Here is an 18,646-nt window from a genome sequence, read left to right as displayed (position 1 = left end):
CGCTCGACTTGCATGTATTAGGCACGCCGCCAGCGTTCGTCCTGAGCCAGGATCAAACTCTCCGATAAAGTTGTGCCAGCCCTAAGGCCAGCGGTTTATCTCAAGCTGATTAAGCTCAATCATTCGTTGCTGACGAGAATTTCTTCTCATTAATGTCTCAATTACTTGAGACGCTTCAATCACTCGTTGTTCAGTTTTCAAAGGACAATCTTGTGTATGTTACTTGTTTGTATCGACCAGTTTCTCTCGGCCGGAATTCCATAATAACATATCCGTTTTTTGAAGTCAACCTTTTTTTTGAAGATTAATTTCTCAGCTTCGCTTCCGGCCTTGTTTTTCAAGGGCTCGTCCGTGTCAGCTAAATTAATGTACCATGTCAGCAATAGCTTTGCAACAGGTTTTTTATTCCAGTTGCTATGCATGCACAGAACAATGCTATCAGCATATCCTTGCAGCGTTTTTTCTATACGTATGTAAACCATCCTTTTCGAGAAGTAAGTGCGCATATTCTCCGGACAGCAAACCAAAGCTAACTTTATCTATTTAATGATGTAGAGAGGAGGCAACCCCATGGAAAACAAAACGCACAGCGGAAACTACAAGGGAACAACACACATGAATGCAGAGAATCAGGACATGGAGTTTGCGAATGACACCCTGGAGCTGGCTGAAGATAAGCGCGCCATCCGAAATAAGGACAAGCTGAACACACAAGCACCGCATGCAAAAACGCGGGATTAAACGGTAAAAACAAAAGGCTCCTAAGGGAGCCCTTTTTAAATTGTGCGGGAAGGCCCGCTTCTTTCAATCATAGGAGTAAGACGAAGATCCGCATCTCTATACGCAAACTTCCGCCACTGTGAAGGGAGTTGTTTGATTTTACCCCACCGGTTGGACCAGTTCCTGATAAAAAATCTTTTCATCCTCGCTTCCCGCTTACAGGGGAAGAAGCGCCGTACGCTCCGATTCACGGAGACGCGAGATCATTTCCTGCCAAGTCGGCGGTTTATTTTCAAGCACGGAGTAGTATCGGGTCAGAAAATCGGCGATAAGGGAAGACGGCACGTATTCCGCATCCTCATCCGAAGGCATAAAGCACAGATCCAGTTCGCTTACGGCTTCTCCGTCGTTCTGCCAGGAAGGATGAACGTAAGGAAAGTCCAGACGGCGGTAGCCTAAATGAGACAGAACTTCGCGGCGGACGAAAGGATCCATCGGCTTAACGCCGCCAAAAGAATGATCTTCTACCCGGTAAGGATCGTAGATCTCGGCAAACATGCCGATCATGGGTTTCCCGCTTTGAGCGGCCAGATCCGCCAGGTCATGCTGACGTTTGCGGCTTAGGAATCTGCCGATGCCAAGGCCAGGCCGGCCGATAATGGTAAAGTCGGTCATCGCGATTCCCAGATTGGTGTAATAGCGGTACTCGGTCGCTCCTACAACTTCCCCTTCGTGAACGGCGACGAACACCCGGATGCCCGGATCTTCGAGCGGTTCTTTCCACAGGTCAAAATCAAGCACCTCTTCAGCGGGAAAAACGGTTTGCATGAGCTGGTGCATTTTCGCAAATAAAGGGTCGTTGATATCGGTAATACGTATGTATTCCATGGGCCTCATCCTCTCAAAGTGTTGTTGCTTAGACTGCCGGGCTATTCCCCGGAAAAAGGAACCGCCTTTTAGAGAAAGGGATTCCTCCACTCCATCAGCAGAGCGTGATTCAGGGACTCTTCGTCTTTCAGGTAATCCGGAAGCACGGCGACCGGCATTCGTCCGCACCGGAGCAGGAAGTTCAGCACCGGGTCGTGAAGCACTCCCGCTACAACCGCATCGACGTATTGATCGGCGGTCATTTTGCCGGCCTGGGCCCCGTAACCGGGCATTCTCCCCCCGCCCAAAAGACGGCGAAGCCCCAGATGGACGACCGTCTCGTACATGGAGAACATGAGCCACTTGCCCAGCCCCAGCTTTCTGTACGCCGGCATCACGCAAACATCCACAACATAGAGAGAATCCCCCTCGGGATCGTGGTTGCGGATATACCCTCCGTCCGTGATTTCTTCCCAGGTATGCTCCGGATGGAGGGGATCGAACCGGATGCGGAGCGCCGTCATGGAGCCGACGATTTTGCCTCCGACCTCCACGCAGAGAGCCCCCTCGGGAAATAACCGGACATGGCTGCTGAGCTGCTCTTCGTTCCACCACAGTTCCTCGGGAAACGGAGGCGGGAAGCTTAGGCGCTGCACGTCGATCAGAGCTTCGAAATCCGCTTCCGAGTAGCTTCTGATCAGGGCGGGAACCGGTTTCTCCCCGTCGAAAACGTACATTTTCTTCATATATTTGAGCGGTTCGGATTCTGGTGTCGTATTCATCTCGTTTCTGGCCCCGCTTCCGTTAAAATTGTAGGTACCGCTTCGACAATCCGCTGCCGGATTCAAACCATCCGTCTTTATGACCAATCGGTGTACAAATCGGTTCTGCGGTCGCGCCACGTGGTAACGGAGCCTTTCTCCCGGACTTCTTCCAACAGAGCCAAATCCAGATCGGCGGTAATGATCATGTCGTCGTTGATTTCTCCTTCGGCCAGTATGCCGCGCGGAGGAAAGGGCACGTCGTTAGGCGTAAGCACGGCGGCTTGTCCGAAGTTCCCTCTCATAAAGTCAACGGTTGGAAGCGATCCTATCGTTCCGGTCACGACCACATAGATCTGATTCTCGATGGTACGGGCATGGCAGGAGTAGCGTACGCGGTGGAAGCCGTGACGATCGTCTGTGCAGGAAGGGCAGAAAATAACGTCTGCGCCACGGGCTTTGGCCATACGGACGATTTCGGGGAACTCCATGTCGTAGCAGACGAGAATAGCAATGCGGCCCTTATCCGTATCGAATACTTGAAGAGCGTCGCCGGCTCCCATGTTCCACTCTTTCACTTCCGTCGGGGTGATATGCAGCTTCCTTTGCTCCCCTACCCTGCCATCGGGATAAAATAAAAACGCGGAGTTGTACAAGCGCCCGCCGTCTTCAATGATGTGAGTGCCTCCGATAAGATGCATGCCGGTGGACTTGGCGAGTCCCTTAAACAGCTCCATATATGAGTCGGTAAAGGAGGGCAGATCGTTGATCATCAGCGCTCCCTCCCCAGGATTGCGAATGGACAACAGTTGGGTGGTAAAAAGCTCCGGAAAGAGCACGAAGTCGGAATCGAATTCCTGCGCCGTTTTGACGTAATGCTCGACTTGATCCGCAAACTCCCGAAAGCTCGAGATGGTATGCAGATGATGCTGGACTGCGGAAACTCTGAATTTCAAAACGAACTCCTCCTTAGGCGGAAAAACTTAGCCGCAAACCCGTATGAACCGGATGGATTTGCCGATGATTTCATTATATGATGAATGATTATGGAACAAAAGTAGGAATCCCCCGTTCTAAAACAATTTAGCGGATACAATCAGACATAGCGCACGTTCGGATACCGCACCGCTATAAATCAGAACCGTCACAACAAAGAGTGTGGCGGTTTTTTAGCTGTTTCGCAAAGCGCGCCGATTTGGTTAGAAGAGCCGGAAAACGATATACTTATAGAGAAAAGTTAATGGACACGAACCCCGGTTATTCAGAGGCCGGGTCCAGAAAGTTCAACAAAATTTTTCAACTAAGGGGATAAAGTTAACGTTGACGTTAACGTTAAACAGGAGTAATCTTGATATTAGCGACTGGGAGTGGTAAACATGACACGGTTAAAAATTGATGATGTCGCCAAGGAGACGGGATTGACCAAACGTACGATCCGATATTATGAAGAGATCGGCCTTCTCGAGGCGCCTACGCGCAGCGAGGGAGGCGTAAGGCTGTACACCCAGGAAAACGTGGATCGTCTGAAGAAAGTGCTGCTGGCTCGCGAAGTGCTAGGCTTTTCTTTGCAGGAGCTGCAGCACTTCCTGGCAATCGATACGCTGCTGGCTTCCTACCGCGAAGGTTCCGACGGCTATGCCGTCGAGCTGAAGAAGCAGGAGGAACTCAAGCGAGTAGCGGGCGGACTCGCCGAACAGGTGGATATGCTTGATCTCAAGATTCATAAAATGGAGGCGTTCCGAAAAGATATGGAAGAGCTGCTCTCCAAGGTACGTGAAGCGATCGGCCAGCCTCAAACGGCGGCGTCCTCCGGCAAGACCCCGTCTTCCGGACAATAGCCGTGCTCGCGATACCCATTTCCCGGCCAGACTTGTGCGAGGGGTGCATTTTGGTATGGATCAGGGAATAAAAAAGCAAACACGCGCACGTTACGTCACGGTGTTTGCCACTTTTCTTGCTTTTATGGGAATCGGGGTCGTCGATCCGATTCTTCCGATTATAGCCGAGAAAATCGGCGCGAATCCCGCGCAGATCGAGCTGCTTTTTACCGCCTACATCCTCACCATGGCGATTATGATGATTCCGTCCGGGCTTGCGGCGACCCGCTTCGGCGACAAAAAAATGATGGTTGCCGGACTCGCCGTCGTGACCGTCTTCGCCTTTCTGTGCGGCGCATCCGGCGGCATTACCGAGCTAGCCTTGTTCCGGGCGGGCTGGGGCTTCGGGAATTCGATGTTCTTCGCCACGGCCATGACCCTGCTTATTGCCTTGACGCCCTCGGCCAATACGGCCGTCGGCATGTATGAAGCGGCGATCGGCCTCGGAATGGCGGGCGGACCGCTTGTCGGCGGACTGCTCGGCGGCATTTCTTGGCGGCTGCCGTTTATCGCCACGGGCTGTTTTGTGCTTATCGCGTTCCTGCTGGTACTGTTCATGATTCAGGAGCCGGAGAAAAAATCGGTCCGCAAAGCGGCCGGGCTCAAGGAGCTTCTGCACCTGGCGACCCACAAGCCGTTCCTGCGTGTCGCAGGGTCTTCGATGTTCTATTATTACGGCTTCTTCGTCGTGTTGGCTTATTCGCCGCTGATGCTTCATATGTCGGCCATCCAGCTCGGGCTTGTTTTCTTCGGCTGGGGCCTCATGCTGGCCTACGGTTCCGCGAAGCTGGCTCACAACCTGGAGGAGCGCTATAAACCTTCGCAAATCATTCCGTGGAGCTTGGGGGCGTTCTGCCTCATTCTGCTGCTGTTGTTCCTTGTTCACACCTTGTGGCTGCAAATTCTGCTGATTATCGTCATCGGCTTGTTCTGCGGATTGAACAATGCTTTGTTCACAAGCCACGTGATGGAGGTTTCTCCGTTCGAACGGAGCGTAACGTCCGGCGCCTACAATTTCGTACGCTGGTTGGGTGCGGCTATCGCTCCGGTATTGTCGGGCTACATCGCCCACCATCTGTCGGCCCAGCTGCCTTTCGCCGTCGCGGCCGGCCTGGCGCTCATCGCGGTCATCGCGATGTCCGTCTGGCGCAGCCGTCCGGCCAAGGCAGGCGCAGCCGGGCCGCAGGCCGGATAGACGCCCGCGGCGTACCGGCTCGGCCGGCGTATAAAAAAGCCTTTCGTTCTCCCCGCTGCGGGAGGACGAAAGGCTTTTTTGGCCTATTCGGCGGGCACGAAGCCGAGGCTGCCCAAGAAGCGGCCGAATGCCGTCTGACCGGCATCGGTCCGCTTGAATACGCCGGCATCTTCAAGCACCTGCTTGAATTTGCCGCCGATTTCCCTCTGCAGGAGTTCGTGCGCCTCCTGCAGAGAAAGGGCCGTGCCGCCGGCGGCGACAAGCTCGCCGATCCAGGCGGCATGTTTCTCCAGCGGATGGCCCGCTTCCAGGCCGTCCGCGCCGTTCCACGCGGAATCTCCGGTAAGGAACCCGGCGATTCCGCTGATCTCTTCCTGGAGACGGCCAGGAAGGACGGCCAGACCCATCACCTCGATCAAGCCGATGTTCTCCTTCTTGATGTGGTGAAGGTTGCGGTGCGGATGGAAGATGCCATCCGGGTGTTCTTCGTTCGTGCGGTTGTTGCGGAGCACGAGATCCAGTTCGTACTGCCCGGACGCGTTGAACCGGGCGATCGGCGTGACGGTGTTGTGAGGAACCCGTACACCGTCCGCTGTTTGCGTGAACGCCGCGATGTCCGCGGTCGGATCGCTGTAGGCACGCCATGAGGCGAGCAGCATATCCGCGGCGCGGAGGACGTCCTCGCGGCCGCTTCCTTCGAGCCGCAGGACCGACATCGGCCACCGGACGATGCCGACCGTGACGCCGGGGTGCGTGCCCGAGACGAACTTCCGCTCAACGGGAGCGAGCTCCATCGGGAATTTATGATTCCCGCCCTGAAAATGGTCGTGGCTCAAAATCGACCCTCCGACGATCGGCAGGTCCGCATTCGAGCCCACAAAATAATGTGGAATCTGTTCGATGAAATCAAACAGCCTGCGGAAAGTCCGCTCCGATATTTTCATCGGGACATGCTTTTCGTTCAAGACGATGCAGTGTTCGTTATAGTAGACGTATGGGGAATATTGAAAAAACCAGGCTTCCCCGTCAATCGTAAGCGGAAGTACGCGCAGGTTCTGCCTGGCCGGATGATCCAGCCTGCCCGCATAGCCGACATTGTCCACACACAGGAGACACTGGGGATATCCGCTTTGTTTGAGCGTCCGCAGAAGAGCGATCTCCTTCGGATCTTTCTCCGGTTTAGACAGATTGACGGTAATTTCGAGATTCCCGTATTCCGTCGGGGCCAGCCAATACCCGTTTTTGCGTATCCGGTCCATACGAATGTAATTGCTGTTTATGCAAAGCTCGTAAAACCAGTCCGCGGCCTTCCGCACTCCGTGTTCCCTTGTGATTTCCCCGAACTGCCGGGCGACCTCAGACGGTCTCGGCATCAGCAGTCCCATCAAACGGGCATCAAAAAGATCCCGGTAAGTGGTCGTATCTTCTTCAAGGCGTCCGCGGAAATAAGCGAAGTCCAGTAAAACTTCGAGCATTTCTCCAGGCTCCGCGGCCACCGTTTCGTCTACAGCGTTTCCGTCCGCGCCTTGATACGGCTCAGACAGACCCAGCGCATCCAAAAGCGCGTTCCTCGCCGCACATACATCCAAGGACTCGATCATTCCTTTCGCAAGGGCAAACGACACCAGGCGTTCAACGGCAAGCACCGCCTGATCAGCCTGATTCCGTGCTTGATCCCGTTCCAAGTCCATATTCATCTCTACGCTCACTCCTTACGCCCGGCAGGCAGGTAATCTCCAGATGTTATTTCTTGTCCGCATATCCCTCCGGATGCGCTTGGTGCCATGCCCAGGCACTGGCGATAATCGCTTGGAGATTGTCCCGTTTAGGCTTCCAGCCCAAATCTTGACGGGCTCGATCGGAAGAGGCGATAAGAACCGCGGGGTCTCCGGAACGGCGTGCTTCCAAAACGGCCGGAATCGGATGACCCGTCACCTCGCGGGCGATATCGATCACTTCTTTTACGGAGAATCCGTTGCCGCTTCCGAGATTGTACACGCCGCTCTCCCCGCCTTGGCGGAGCTTCTCTACGGCAAGCACGTGAGCGTCGGCCAGGTCGCTGACATGGATATAATCGCGGATACAAGTCCCGTCCGGTGTCGCATAGTCTTCTCCGAAGACGGAGATATGGCTTCGTTGTCCGAGCGCCACTTGAAGGATGAGCGGAACCAGATGCGTTTCGGGCTGGTGGTCTTCGCCGATCCGGCCGCTTTCATGGGCTCCCGCCGCGTTGAAATAGCGCAGCGAAACGGATTTGATCCCGTGAGCGCGATCGAACCATTTGATCATTTTCTCCATGGACAATTTCGTTTCCCCGTAGGCGTTCGTTGGCTCGGTCCGGTCGCTTTCCAGAATCGGCGTGTTTTCGGGCTCGCCGTATGTTGCCGCCGTCGAAGAGAACACGATTCGTTTCACGTCGAATTTTTTCATTTTTTCCAGCAGACAGAGAGTCCCGTACACGTTATTGTGGTAATATTTCGCCGGGTCCGTCATACTTTCTCCGACTAGCGAGTTTGCTGCGAAATGGATAACCGCATCGATCTCATTTTCCCGGAATACCGTGTCCAGAAACGCTTCGTCCCGCAGATCGCCTTCGTAAAACTTGCCGCCCAATACCGCATCGCGATGACCTTGCTGGAGATTGTCTACGATCACAACCTCTTCTCCTCTATCCAGCAGCTCCGCTACGGCGTGAGAACCGATGTATCCGGCCCCGCCTGTCACCATAATCGCCATTTTTTCCGCCTCCCGATAATTGTTTTCCGTTTCTATATGAAGATTTTATTCGTTGACTCAAAGGCCCGACAAATGCCTAGTCTTGTACTCTGTTCACGCCGTCTCCGATGCTGCAAACGTAGAAATCCGCTGTGAGTCCCGTTTGTTCTTTGTAGATTGACCCGACCTTCTCACGGAATGCCTCAATGCTGTCCTCATGCACGAGAGAGACGGTGCAGCCGCCGAATCCGGCTCCCGTCATCCGTGATCCGAGGACGCCCGGCACAGACAATGCGGCTTCTACCATCACATCGAGTTCCCGGCACGTAACTTCGTAAAGATCGCGCAAAGATTCGTGAGATCCTGTCATCAGCCGTCCGAAGGCTTCCAAGTCATTGGCCTTCAGCACATCTATGGATTTCAGCACGCGGTCGATTTCCTCCACGACATGCTGCGCTCTCCGCCGGACGGTGTCGTCCTTGATGACATCTTTGTTCGCCTCGAACTGCTCCAGACTGATTTGACCAAGAAGCGTCAAGTCCGGGAAGCGGGTCTGCAAGTCGCGAACAGCCTGCTCGCACTGGCTTCTGCGTTCGTTGTAGGCCGAATCTACGAGTCCGCGGCGCTTGTTCGTATTGCCGATCACAAGCTTGTAGCTTCCGCTCTGAAAAGGTACGAGTTCGTACGCCAGGGTATCGCACATGAGCAGAATCGCGTGATCCTTGCGTCCGTTCGCAACGGCAAACTGGTCCATAATGCCGCAGTTTACGCCCATGAACTCGTTTTCCGCTTTTTGAGCAAGCAGCGCCAGCTCCACCCGGTCTGCCGGATATCCCTCCGCTTCCAGTAATCCGTACCCCGTGACCACTTCAATAGAAGCCGAGGACGAAAGCCCCGCCCCGTTCGGAATTTCACCGTGATACAGCATATCGTAGCCGGACCGGGGGCCCTGGCCTCTCTGCTGAAGCTTGGCGACTACACCCTTCGGGTAGTTCATCCAGTCGTCTTCTTCCCGGTAAACGATATCGTCCAGGGAACAAGACCCTTTATGGACGAAATTAGTGGAAGCCATGCGAAGCAGGCCTTCCTTATTTTTGCGCAAAAGAAGGGTAGTGCCGAAAGTCAGGGCAGCCGGAAAGACATAGCCCCCGTTGTAATCGGTATGTTCGCCGATCAAATTAACACGGCCGGGAGCATGGAAAACTGTGATATCCTTCTCAGACCCTCCGTACAGTTCGATAAATTGTGTTTTAAGGAGATTAAGATCGGCCATCTCGGCACCGCCTTTAAGTAGAGTCATATTGTCCTTGAATTGTTAACGGTTTCTTGTTTCGTTCTTCTACCTCCAGTATAAGCGTGAACCACTTGAAGTCCTATGGAATGATGTAAGGACCCTATGGAAAAATGTGATGTCAGAAGCATATAGGAGATGGTAGGATGAAGGAAAAGCGAAAACTGTGCAGATTCCGGCGCAGGCAAGCTCCTTGTCAGTAGGAGTATAGGAAAAGAACTGCTTGTCCGGCGCCGTTTTTTCTTAACTCATTATCGCAAACAGGAGGAGGTAAAGTCCAATGAAGCGAGAACCCACTTACTATGTCGTGTCCAACCCGGAGCCGCCGGAAGATGCGGCTCTTCATGTACTCTTCTCCGGGGAAAGCCAGACCAACCCGCTCCACCGCCTGGGGCCTAAGGTGTACGATTATTTCCTCATCCATACGGTTATCTCCGGAAGAGGGCGGTTCACCGCAGCGGGCCGGGAGCTTCTCCTGGGCCCCGGCGACAGCTTCTGCATCGCGCCGGAGCAGCTCGTCGGCTATGAAGCCGACGAAGCCGATCCCTGGCGCTACTGCTGGCTCGCCGTCACCGGTGCGGAAGCGGCGGCCCACATGCGCAAGGCCGGCTTCACACCGGAGCAGCCGGTTATTCACACGGCGCATGCGGGCCGCCGTGTCCCGGCGCTTTTCCGGCGCCTACAGCGCGCGCTGAGGCACAAGAGCGGCACGGCTTCGCTTCGCGCGCTCGGCTATCTTCATCTGCTGCTGGCCGAATACGCCGACGCGGCACGGCCGCCCTTACCCGAACCGGGTAAGGCGCACTCCCGTTCCCGGACGGAGGTGACGGTGCAGCAGATGCTGCATTATTTGTCCGCGCAGTATGCCGAGGACATCTCGATCGAGTCTATGGCGGAAGCGCTCGGCTACAACCGGGCTTACCTGTCCCGGCTGTTCAGGGAGCATACCGGCCAGACGCCGGTGTCTTTCTTGTCCAAGCTCCGGGTCGATAAAGCCCGGCAGCTTCTGCGGGAACGGCTGGAGCTGACGATCGAGCAGATCGCTTTTTCCGTGGGATTCCGCGATCCGCTTTATTTCTCCAAGCAGTTTCGGAGATGGTACGGCCTGTCTCCAACGGACTACCGCAGCGATATGAAACGTATGTAGCGGCGCGAAATTGGGGTTGTTGCGGAAATTCCGTATTGGCCCCCGCTAGGTTCGGCTCTCCATCCGATCCCCTGTCTTAATTTTCTTGTGGTATAATTTACCTTAACTTTATCGGGGAGGAACCCATGACTTTTCCAGTGTATATTGACCTCGGCTTTATCCGGCTGCATCCTCATCTTGTTTTTGAAGCGCTTGCCTATTTTATCGGATTCCGTCTTTATCTCTATACCCGGAGCAAGGAAAAACTCCAAGCAAGTCAGGCTCTCTGGGTCCTCGTCGGTGCCACACTGGGGGCGGCTGCAGGATCGAAGATGCTTTACTGGCTGGAAGACCCCGCCATGACCCTGCAGCGCTGGAACGACATGACCTACCTAATGGAGGGTAAAACGATCGTCGGAGGGCTCCTCGGAGGACTGATCGGCGTGGAATGGACCAAGAAGAGAATCGGGCACACCCGTTCCACAGGCGATGATATGGCGCTGCCGCTTCTTACGGGGATGATGATCGGACGAATCGGCTGCTTTCTGACCGGTCTGGATGATCATACTTACGGAACCCCGACAGGCTGGGTAACCGGGGTCGACTTTGGCGATGGAATTCTCCGTCATCCGACTCAGCTTTACGAGATCGCATTCCTGCTTCTTCTCGGCATCGCGATCTTGGTGATGAAAAACCGTGCCAGGCTCGGATCGGTTCACCTGCCGGACGGCATGTCGTTCATTACATTCATGGGAGGCTATCTTCTTTTCCGCCTGCTGATCGACTTTATCAAACCGACTCCCCACCCGTATGCCGGACTGAACAACATTCAGCTCGCCTGCATAGCGGGCCTGATCTATTACGTCCTGCTTTTGCGGCGTAAGTTTTCTGCGAAACCTACCTTAATCGGGAAAGGAACCTGACCTCCATGCCTACCAAAAACCGTCCTTATTTGTTCTACGAACTCACCAACAGCATATGCTCCCAATGTCTCCGTAAAGTGGAGGCGAAGGTCATTATCGAGGATGAGAACGTTTATCTGCTTAAATACTGCGGCCGGCACGGCCGGGAAAAGGTTCTGATCTCCGATGATGCGGAGTATTACAAACGGTGCCGCGAATTTTTGAAGCCCGCTGAAATGCCCCAGCACTGGAACACGCCGATCAAGTACGGCTGCCCGTACGATTGCGGGCTGTGCCCGGACCATGAGCAGCACAGCTGCCTGACGCTCCTGGAAATTACGGACAAATGCAATCTCCAGTGTCCGATCTGCTATGCCGAATCTTCTCCGAAGCGGGAGACTTGGCGTTCTTTGGAGCAGATCGAAACCATGCTTAACGCTATCGTACGCAACGAAGAAGAACCGGATATCGTACAGATCAGCGGCGGGGAGCCGACGATCCATCCCCAATTTTTCGAGATTCTCGATCTGGCTAAAACCAAGCCCATTAAGCACCTTATGGTGAACACCAACGGGCTGAGAATCGCCCAGGACCGGGAGTTCGTGCGGAAGCTGTCCCGGTATATGCCGGGATTCGAGCTGTATCTCCAGTTTGACAGCTTTGAAGAAGAGGCCCTCCGCGAGCTGCGCGGGGCAGACTTGCGTGATGTGCGCCGGCGTGCGATCGAACATCTCAATGAATTTAATATCTCGACCACTCTCGTAGTTACTCTAAAAAAGGGACTCAACGACTCCGAGGTCGGCGAAATTATCCGTTACGGGCTGCAGCAGCGCGCGGTCCGGGGCGTAACGTTCCAGCCGGTACAAGTTGCCGGTCGTACCGAAGCGTTCGATCCGGCCAAAGACCGGCTGACACTCAGCGAAGTGCGCCGGATGATTATCGAGCAATCCGGTATTTTTCAGCCGGAAGATATCATACCGGTTCCCTGTCATCCAGACTGCCTCGCCATGGGATATGCTTTGAAGCTGGGAGGACAGGCGATACCGCTAACCGGGATGATCGACCCTCAAATTTTGCTGGAAGGCGGCCGCAATACGATCGTATTCGAGCAGGATCAGACGTTAAAGGATCAAGTCTTCGACCTATTCTCGACCGCTCATTCTCCCGAATCGTCGGCGCTTTCGTTGAAAAATCTGCTTTGCTGCCTGCCGTCCGTCGCCGTACCGGAGCATATCGGGTATGACAATGTGTTCCGCGTACTGATTATGCAGTTCCTGGACCCTTACAATTTCGATGTCCGTTCCGTAAAAAAATCATGTGTGCATATCGCTCATCCCGACGGAAGAATCATTCCCTTCGATACGTACAATTTATTTTACCGTGACGGCCGAGAAGCACTATTGGAAGAGCTGCGCGCGGAGACAGGGGGGCTCGCATGAGTGATTATAAAAACGATCAGACTGAGAACGGTACGCAGCCGGAGGCGGAAACTTCATCCGAAACCGGGAAGGAAAAAGGATCGGAACCAGCCTGGAATTCCGAACCTGTGGATCACGCAACGGAGACTGGTTCCGAACCAACCTCCCCTCCACCCTCTCATGAACATGGCGGGTCCGGCCGGTCCCGTCGTCCGTGGAAAGGGCTCGATGTCTGGAAAGGAATCGGCTGGGTGGCGCTTGGCCATCTCCTATGGCTCTTTGCCCTTCCGATGTACTTTGGGATCGGCATCGTACAGATGCTCTACGTTTTGCCGCTTCTCCTTATTTTCAGTAAACGGGCGGCCGTCGTTCAAGGGATTCTTATAGGAGCGGGAATCACGTTCCTTTTGAATGCCGCCTGTTTCGGCTATGTCATGTTTAGTTTGGGCTGATCTTCTGTCGGAAGCAAGGGATAGAGAAGCCGCCGGAATGGAGGCCGTTCGTTGAAAAAAAGTCCGTTGATTGCAGTCTTTCTTCTGGCTTTGGTCAGTTGGATCGGAAACCTGTGGGTTTATGAAAAAAATCAGCTGCCGGAGCCTATTTTTCTATCGCATTTTATTGATCTCCCTCTTAAAGAGGGGGCCAGCTTTAAACTCTCCTATCTGGAGAATCACAGAGGCCTTCACATTGTAAATGTGGAGGTTCCGGGGCTGCCCTATGCTTCCGTCAATTTTCTAAATAAAAACCGGTATACCTATCAAAATTATCAATCGGTTTTAATCTCTCTAGAACAGCAGATCCAGGAAACAGACACTTTGCATATTAAGCAGGTTCGCGCCTGGCTCAGTGACGGAAGTTCCCGTATGCTGGATATCGGTGACGTTACCCTCACACCACAGGCTAAAAATACCACCGATCGCTCCTTGTTCGAATTTTCAAGCGGCGGCACTTCCAATCAGAATGTCGGGTACGCTCTTGTGACGACCAAAGAAGACCTGATCCTGACAGGGGTTGAATCCCCCTACCCGAATGACAGTTCCCCCCGCATGAACTTGTATCTCGATGCGCTCTCTTTGGAACAGGAGCCCGGTTATCGTACCTCTCTTCAATCCGGAGATAGGATGGAGGCGGAAGGTCTTCCCGTCGAAGAGATTTCATTCCCAGTAGCCGTAAAAAAGGGAAACTACGTGCGTTTATCTTACCGATTCGAAGATACAGGTACAGATACACCCGAGCATAAAGCAGCCGAAAAATATAATCGGATCGAAGAAGCCGTTCGGGTCAAAGCCCAATCTTCCGACGGCTTTAAAGACGACATGGCCGGATCTATAAGGTATGAGTCCGATCTGAGCGCTTTAAACATCCGAAAGATCGTGCAAACCAGAAGGGAGCTGCCTTAATTGAGCCGCCTTTATTTTCGGATCTCTTGGGGATTGACCCTCGTTTTCCTCCATTTTCGTATTCAGTCCGTGGATCTGCTTCCCGATTTCATCGGATTTTGGATGGCCGCTTCCGCACTCGGCGAGCTTGGAAAGCAGGAGCAAGCATTCCGCGTTGCGCGCCGGTTCGCTATCGTGCTTATTTTTTCATCGCTGCCGAATGAAATCAACCTAGGAGGAGCCTTGGTCACAAGCCAGGAATTTTCTTTCCTCTGGTTCTCGCTTGGACTGGTCAACTCAGCGTTTTTGCTAGCCTTCATCTATTATCTTTGCACCGGTGTTATTTCCGCCGCTGTCCGCAGCAACCTTCCCGAACTGGCACAAAGCGCCCATATCCGAAGATCCGTTTTTTTAGCGGTTACAGGCGCCACACTTGTACTAAGTCCTCTGGCATTAAATATGCCGGAAGCTTGGCAATTTCTCCTGATTGTTCTAGGTATAGTCGGATTTTTGTCGGGGATCTCCATTATTCTGCTGCTGCGCAGGGCAGGCCAACTGTTGGGACCGCTGGAACCGGCCCCTGATAAACGAGAAAGTATAATTAGCGGCGAAGACAAAGATATGTAAACCGGGGACCTTCCCCATTAGCCCGCCAAGTTAACTGAACACAACTGCTCCTGCTGCTCTTATGCCACGGAAACTAAAAAAAGAGGCTGTCCCTTGGTCACTTTCGTGACTTTTGGGACAGCCTCTTTTGCTTCGTTGCTCCCGTTCAGCTTAACGCTTGCCCGGATCGTAGGGTTCGCCGAGGGCGGCAGGCGGATAAGCACGGCCGACCGCACCTGCAAGAACCAGAATGGTCAAGACATACGGGAGCATAAAGATGAACTCCTGCGGAATGCTTTGAGACCATTCGAACAACTGCACATAGTTCCGGATCGCTTGGGAAAGACCGAAGAAGACGGCTGCTCCAAGCGCTCCTACCGGATGCCATTTACCGAAGATCATGGCAGCCAAGGCGATATAACCCTGTCCGGAGATGGTGTTATGCGAGAAGTTGCTTGTCGTTGTCAGGGCGATCGTCGCTCCGCCCAGTCCGGCGAAAGCGCCGCTCAGCATAACGCCGATATACCGCATGCGGCGTACGTTGACACCAACGGTGTCAGCCGCGCTCGGATGTTCCCCGACGGAACGGAGACGCAGACCGAACGGCGTTTTGAACAGCACATAATACGATACGGCCACAAGAATCAGCGCGATATAGGTGGTCGGGTAGGCTGTGAAAATACCGTAACCGAGTACCGGGATTTGCGAGAGACCCGGAATCGCCCATTTGCTGAATACTTCCGTCAGCGTTTCCGTTTGTCCGGCACCCTCGAAGAGAAGCTTGACGAGGTAGACTGTTACGCCCGCCGCCAGGAAGTTGATGACCACACCGCTGATGACCTGGTCCGATTTGAACGTGATGGTCGCAACGGCATGAATAAGCGAGAACAAAACCCCGAATACGAGAGCCGCCAGAAGTCCGATCCATGGGGACATGCTTCCCATGCCGGCTTCCTGTGCGTAAAACGTACTGACCGCCGCGGCGAACGCGCCGGATACCATCAGACCTTCCAGTCCGATGTTGGTGACCCCGGAACGCTCCGAGAAAATACCGCCAAGGGCCGCAAAAATGAGCGCCGTGGAAAATACCAGCGTTGTATTGATCAGCTGACCCAAAATATCCAAACTCATCTAGACCACCTTCTCTTTCTTGCGCTTGAAATAGAGAGGGGCAATTACCCAGCGCACGATGCCTTGTGCGGCTACGAAGAAAATGATCGAACCGATAACGATCCGGATCAACTCCGGCGGCACATCGGCGCCAAAGCTCATTCCCGCGGATCCGTAAGTCAAGATACCGAACAGAGAAGCGGCAAGAAGTACGCCGAACGGATTCGTCAGCCCCAGCAGGGCAACCGCGATTCCGTCGAAACCGTAACCCGGCGACGCCGGCATAACGGTCTGGTAGTGGAACACGCCCAGCACCTCGAACACGCCGGCCAGACCGGCAAACATTCCGCTGATAAACATGGCTTTGATGATGTTCTTGTTCACATTCATCCCCGCATATTCAGCGGCATTCGTGTTGTGGCCTACGGCACGGAGCTCGTACCCCTGCTTCGTCTTCCACAAGAAGAAGTAGAAGAACACGGCGGCAAGGATGGCAAAAAGCGTTCCCCAGTGCAGACGGGCGTTATCAAACATAGCGGACAGCCAGCCTAAGCTGACCGAAGCCGTCGGCTCAATGTCAACGGAACGCTGCTGCCCTTTCAGGAGCAGGAAATGATTGACCGTGTAGTTCGCCAAATAAAGAGCGATCCAGTTGAGCATGATCGTGGTGATAACTTCGTTTACGCCCCGCTTTGCTTTCAGATAGCCCGCAATAGCTGCCCAAAGGCCGCCGAGAAGGGCGCCTACGATAATGGCAAGCGGTGCATGAATGATCGCCGGCAGTCCGCCCAGCTTAATGCCGACGAAGGAAGCGCCTGTCATCCCGACGATAAACTGGCCCTCTCCGCCGATGTTAAACAGACCCGCGCGGAAAGCGAAAGCGACCGCAAGACCCGTCAAAATGAGCGGGGTAATCTCGCGGATTGTCTCGCCGAAATCGTACATGTTTCCGAATACCCTGGAAAACAGTGAAGAATAAGCGGTAATGGGATTATATCCGCCTACCAGCATAACGATGGCCCCGAATACCAAGCCGAGCACGATCGCAGCAAGAGGAATGACAGCGGAATCCCGCATAAAAAACTTCATTACTTTATTCATGGGTCACACCTTCCCGCTTCATACTGCCGGCCATCATCAGGCCAAGTTCCTGATCGTTCGTTTCTTCCGGCAGAACCTCCCCGACTATTTCCCCTTCGTAAATGACCGCAATCCGGTCCGATACGTTCAAAATCTCATCCAGCTCGAAGGAGATAAGCAGTACCGCTTTACCTTGGTCGCGCTGGGCGATGAGCTGCTTATGCACAAATTCGATCGCACCTACATCGAGTCCGCGGGTCGGCTGCGCCGCGATAAGCAGATCCGGATTCCGATCGATCTCCCGGGCGATAATCGCTTTCTGCTGGTTCCCTCCGGAGAGAGAACGCGCTTTCGTGTGAATGCTCGGCGTACGAACGTCGAATGCTTCGATGAGCCGTTCCGCCTGTTTATCAATCGCTTCGTAGTTCAGGAAACCGCCGCGGTTGAAAGCGGGACGGTGGTACGTCTGGAGCACCATGTTCTCACTCATGGAAAAGTCAAGAACTAGTCCGTGTTTATGCCGGTCTTCGGGAATATGAGACACGCCCGCTTCCGAAATATGACGCGGTGACCGGTTGACGATTTCTTTGTCCAGCAGCTTGATCGAACCGCTGTCCACTTTGCGCAGTCCGGTTAGGGCTTCGATCAGCTCGCTCTGTCCGTTGCCGTCTACGCCGGCGATTCCGAGGATTTCCCCGGCTTTCACGTCGAAGGACAATCCGTTCAGAACCGGCAGCCCGTCGTGCGACTTCGCCTTAATGTCGCGCACCTGCAGAACAGGTCCTTTCGGCTGCGCCGGCTTCTTGTCGACTTTGAAGGAGACGCTGCGTCCTACCATTTTCTCGGCCAGTTCGCGGGTCGTTGTCTCGGACGTTTTGACGGTATCGATCACTTTGCCTCTGCGGATGATCGTAACCGTATCGGAAATTTGCATAATTTCCTTGAGCTTATGCGTAATGAGGATGATGGACTTGCCTTCGGCAACGAGACGTTTCATGATATCCATCAGCTCAGTGATTTCCTGGGGAGTCAGAACCGCTGTCGGTTCATCGAAAATAAGGATGTCAGCACCACGATAAAGCGTCTTCACGATTTCGACACGCTGCTGCATGCCGACGGAAATATCCTGTATTTTAGCATGGGGGTTTACTTGAAGGCCGTACTGCTCGGATAGCTTTTTGACCTGCTCGGCAGCGGATTTGTAATCAATGTTCATGCCTTTCTTCGGTTCCATCCCCAAGATGATGTTCTCGGTGACGGTAAACGGCTGAACCAGTTTAAAATGCTGATGCACCATCCCGATTCCCAGCTCGATCGCCTTATTGGGGCTGTCGATCAGAACCGGCTGGCCATTGACTTCGATACCGCCTTCATCCGGCTGGTACAAGCCGAAAACAATATTCATCAAGGTCGATTTACCCGCACCGTTCTCTCCAAGGAGGGCGTGAATCTCCCCTTTTTGCAGCTTAAGAGAGATGGAATCGTTTGCGACAATTCCGGGAAAACGCTTTGTGATTTGCTTCAACTCAACGACAGGGGTCGCTGCACTCATGAAATCACCCTTACTAAGGTTATTGGTAGAAGGTCTGGAAAGTAAGA

The 18,646-nt window shown here is 53.8% G+C and carries 18 protein-coding genes and 1 rRNA gene; 9 read left to right on the top strand and 10 right to left on the bottom strand.

Annotated elements, in window-relative coordinates:
- Positions 1-68: ribosomal RNA gene (locus KVT34_RS21325) — 16S ribosomal RNA — on the bottom strand; the annotation flags it as partial.
- 502 nt (positions 69-570) lie between these two features.
- Between KVT34_RS21325 and KVT34_RS21320 the strand changes: the two genes are divergently transcribed.
- A complete protein-coding gene (locus KVT34_RS21320; protein WP_217560865.1) occupies positions 571-741 on the top strand; it encodes a hypothetical protein in 171 nt (56 codons plus the stop codon).
- Positions 742-936: 195 nt separating this feature from the next.
- On the opposite strand, the gene KVT34_RS21315 is transcribed toward KVT34_RS21320, so the two are convergent.
- The 3 genes from KVT34_RS21315 to KVT34_RS21305 all read right to left on the bottom strand — a co-directional run bounded on the left by KVT34_RS21315 (position 937) and on the right by KVT34_RS21305 (position 3,304).
- Positions 937-1,608, bottom strand: coding sequence for a GNAT family N-acetyltransferase (locus KVT34_RS21315; RefSeq protein ID WP_217560863.1), 672 nt, complete (start codon positions 1,606-1,608; stop codon positions 937-939).
- Between the two features lie 68 nt (positions 1,609-1,676).
- Positions 1,677-2,369 (bottom strand): GNAT family N-acetyltransferase, encoded by a 693-nt coding sequence (locus KVT34_RS21310; protein WP_217560861.1) that lies wholly within the window; start codon positions 2,367-2,369, stop codon positions 1,677-1,679.
- Positions 2,370-2,446: 77 nt separating this feature from the next.
- On the bottom strand, positions 2,447-3,304 hold the full coding sequence (locus tag KVT34_RS21305) for a carbon-nitrogen hydrolase family protein (protein WP_217560859.1): 858 nt from the start codon (positions 3,302-3,304) through the stop codon (positions 2,447-2,449).
- Between the two features lie 420 nt (positions 3,305-3,724).
- Here KVT34_RS21305 and KVT34_RS21300 point away from each other — a divergent pair, with 420 nt between their 5' ends.
- Together KVT34_RS21300 and KVT34_RS21295 are read left to right on the top strand one after the other, a co-directional pair.
- Positions 3,725-4,186, top strand: coding sequence for a MerR family transcriptional regulator (locus KVT34_RS21300; protein ID WP_217560856.1), 462 nt, complete (start codon positions 3,725-3,727; stop codon positions 4,184-4,186).
- A gap of 55 nt (positions 4,187-4,241) precedes the next feature.
- Entirely contained in the window at positions 4,242-5,420 is a 1,179-nt protein-coding gene (locus tag KVT34_RS21295; RefSeq protein WP_042231220.1) for an MFS transporter, read from the top strand.
- Positions 5,421-5,503: 83 nt separating this feature from the next.
- On the opposite strand, the gene KVT34_RS21290 is transcribed toward KVT34_RS21295, so the two are convergent.
- From KVT34_RS21290 to KVT34_RS21280, 3 genes are all read right to left on the bottom strand, one after another.
- Positions 5,504-7,117, bottom strand: a complete 1,614-nt coding sequence (locus KVT34_RS21290; RefSeq protein ID WP_217560854.1) for a UDP-glucose--hexose-1-phosphate uridylyltransferase — start codon at positions 7,115-7,117, stop codon at positions 5,504-5,506.
- Between the two features lie 46 nt (positions 7,118-7,163).
- Entirely contained in the window at positions 7,164-8,156 is a 993-nt protein-coding gene (gene galE, locus KVT34_RS21285; protein ID WP_217560852.1) for a UDP-glucose 4-epimerase GalE, read from the bottom strand.
- A gap of 76 nt (positions 8,157-8,232) precedes the next feature.
- A complete protein-coding gene (locus tag KVT34_RS21280) occupies positions 8,233-9,408 on the bottom strand; it encodes a galactokinase (protein ID WP_217560850.1) in 1,176 nt (391 codons plus the stop codon).
- Between the two features lie 298 nt (positions 9,409-9,706).
- Between KVT34_RS21280 and KVT34_RS21275 the strand changes: the two genes are divergently transcribed.
- The 6 genes from KVT34_RS21275 (at position 9,707) to KVT34_RS21250 (ending at position 14,878) form a co-directional block, all read left to right on the top strand.
- Positions 9,707-10,573: an AraC family transcriptional regulator gene (locus KVT34_RS21275; RefSeq protein WP_217560848.1), complete on the top strand. Its 867-nt coding sequence runs from the start codon at positions 9,707-9,709 to the stop codon at positions 10,571-10,573.
- 125 nt (positions 10,574-10,698) lie between these two features.
- Positions 10,699-11,475, top strand: coding sequence for a prolipoprotein diacylglyceryl transferase (locus KVT34_RS21270; protein WP_217560846.1), 777 nt, complete (start codon positions 10,699-10,701; stop codon positions 11,473-11,475).
- 5 nt (positions 11,476-11,480) lie between these two features.
- Positions 11,481-12,893: a radical SAM protein gene (locus tag KVT34_RS21265; protein WP_217560845.1), complete on the top strand. Its 1,413-nt coding sequence runs from the start codon at positions 11,481-11,483 to the stop codon at positions 12,891-12,893.
- A complete protein-coding gene (locus KVT34_RS21260; protein ID WP_217560843.1) occupies positions 12,890-13,324 on the top strand; it encodes a hypothetical protein in 435 nt (144 codons plus the stop codon). Before KVT34_RS21265 ends, KVT34_RS21260 begins: the two co-directional genes overlap by 4 nt.
- Before the next feature lie 51 nt (positions 13,325-13,375).
- The gene (locus KVT34_RS21255) at positions 13,376-14,272 is read left to right on the top strand and encodes a hypothetical protein (RefSeq protein WP_217560842.1); all 897 of its coding nucleotides are present in this window, start codon (positions 13,376-13,378) and stop codon (positions 14,270-14,272) included.
- Between the two features lie 102 nt (positions 14,273-14,374).
- Positions 14,375-14,878 (top strand): hypothetical protein, encoded by a 504-nt coding sequence (locus KVT34_RS21250; RefSeq protein WP_254635040.1) that lies wholly within the window; start codon positions 14,375-14,377, stop codon positions 14,876-14,878.
- Between the two features lie 150 nt (positions 14,879-15,028).
- Here the strand turns inward: KVT34_RS21250 and KVT34_RS21245 are convergent, their stop codons facing one another.
- The 3 genes from KVT34_RS21245 to KVT34_RS21235 are packed head-to-tail and all read right to left on the bottom strand — an operon-like array spanning position 15,029 to position 18,599.
- Positions 15,029-15,988: an ABC transporter permease gene (locus KVT34_RS21245; RefSeq protein ID WP_009675785.1), complete on the bottom strand. Its 960-nt coding sequence runs from the start codon at positions 15,986-15,988 to the stop codon at positions 15,029-15,031.
- On the bottom strand, positions 15,989-17,068 hold the full coding sequence (locus KVT34_RS21240; protein WP_217560840.1) for an ABC transporter permease: 1,080 nt from the start codon (positions 17,066-17,068) through the stop codon (positions 15,989-15,991).
- Positions 17,061-18,599, bottom strand: coding sequence for an ABC transporter ATP-binding protein (locus KVT34_RS21235; protein WP_042231232.1), 1,539 nt, complete (start codon positions 18,597-18,599; stop codon positions 17,061-17,063). The genes KVT34_RS21240 and KVT34_RS21235 overlap by 8 nt, the downstream gene beginning before the upstream one ends.
- Positions 18,600-18,646: the final 47 nt, after the last annotated feature.

It is taken from the genome of Paenibacillus sp. GbtcB18 (genome assembly GCF_019091125.1).
GTDB lineage: Bacteria > Bacillota > Bacilli > Paenibacillales > NBRC-103111 > Paenibacillus_F > Paenibacillus_F chitinolyticus.
Note: the sequence above shows the minus strand (reverse complement) of the source record. Positions and strands in the feature narration are given on the sequence as shown.

Bases quoted from the DNA above. Each gene is read 5' to 3' on its own strand.
- KVT34_RS21320 (WP_217560865.1), top strand. From the start codon at position 571: ATGGAAAACAAAACGCACAGCGGAAACTACAAGGGAACAACACACATG.
- KVT34_RS21315 (WP_217560863.1), bottom strand. From the start codon at position 1,608: ATGGAATACATACGTATTACCGATATCAACGACCCTTTATTTGCGAAA.
- KVT34_RS21310 (WP_217560861.1), bottom strand. From the start codon at position 2,369: ATGAATACGACACCAGAATCCGAACCGCTCAAATATATGAAGAAAATG.
- KVT34_RS21300 (WP_217560856.1), top strand. From the start codon at position 3,725: ATGACACGGTTAAAAATTGATGATGTCGCCAAGGAGACGGGATTGACC.
- KVT34_RS21295 (WP_042231220.1), top strand. From the start codon at position 4,242: ATGGATCAGGGAATAAAAAAGCAAACACGCGCACGTTACGTCACGGTG.
- KVT34_RS21290 (WP_217560854.1), bottom strand. From the start codon at position 7,117: ATGAATATGGACTTGGAACGGGATCAAGCACGGAATCAGGCTGATCAG.
- galE (WP_217560852.1), bottom strand. From the start codon at position 8,156: ATGGCGATTATGGTGACAGGCGGGGCCGGATACATCGGTTCTCACGCC.
- KVT34_RS21280 (WP_217560850.1), bottom strand. From the start codon at position 9,408: ATGGCCGATCTTAATCTCCTTAAAACACAATTTATCGAACTGTACGGA.
- KVT34_RS21275 (WP_217560848.1), top strand. From the start codon at position 9,707: ATGAAGCGAGAACCCACTTACTATGTCGTGTCCAACCCGGAGCCGCCG.
- KVT34_RS21270 (WP_217560846.1), top strand. From the start codon at position 10,699: ATGACTTTTCCAGTGTATATTGACCTCGGCTTTATCCGGCTGCATCCT.
- KVT34_RS21265 (WP_217560845.1), top strand. From the start codon at position 11,481: ATGCCTACCAAAAACCGTCCTTATTTGTTCTACGAACTCACCAACAGC.
- KVT34_RS21260 (WP_217560843.1), top strand. From the start codon at position 12,890: ATGAGTGATTATAAAAACGATCAGACTGAGAACGGTACGCAGCCGGAG.
- KVT34_RS21250 (WP_254635040.1), top strand. From the start codon at position 14,375: ATGGCCGCTTCCGCACTCGGCGAGCTTGGAAAGCAGGAGCAAGCATTC.
- KVT34_RS21245 (WP_009675785.1), bottom strand. From the start codon at position 15,988: ATGAGTTTGGATATTTTGGGTCAGCTGATCAATACAACGCTGGTATTT.
- KVT34_RS21240 (WP_217560840.1), bottom strand. From the start codon at position 17,068: ATGAATAAAGTAATGAAGTTTTTTATGCGGGATTCCGCTGTCATTCCT.
- KVT34_RS21235 (WP_042231232.1), bottom strand. From the start codon at position 18,599: ATGAGTGCAGCGACCCCTGTCGTTGAGTTGAAGCAAATCACAAAGCGT.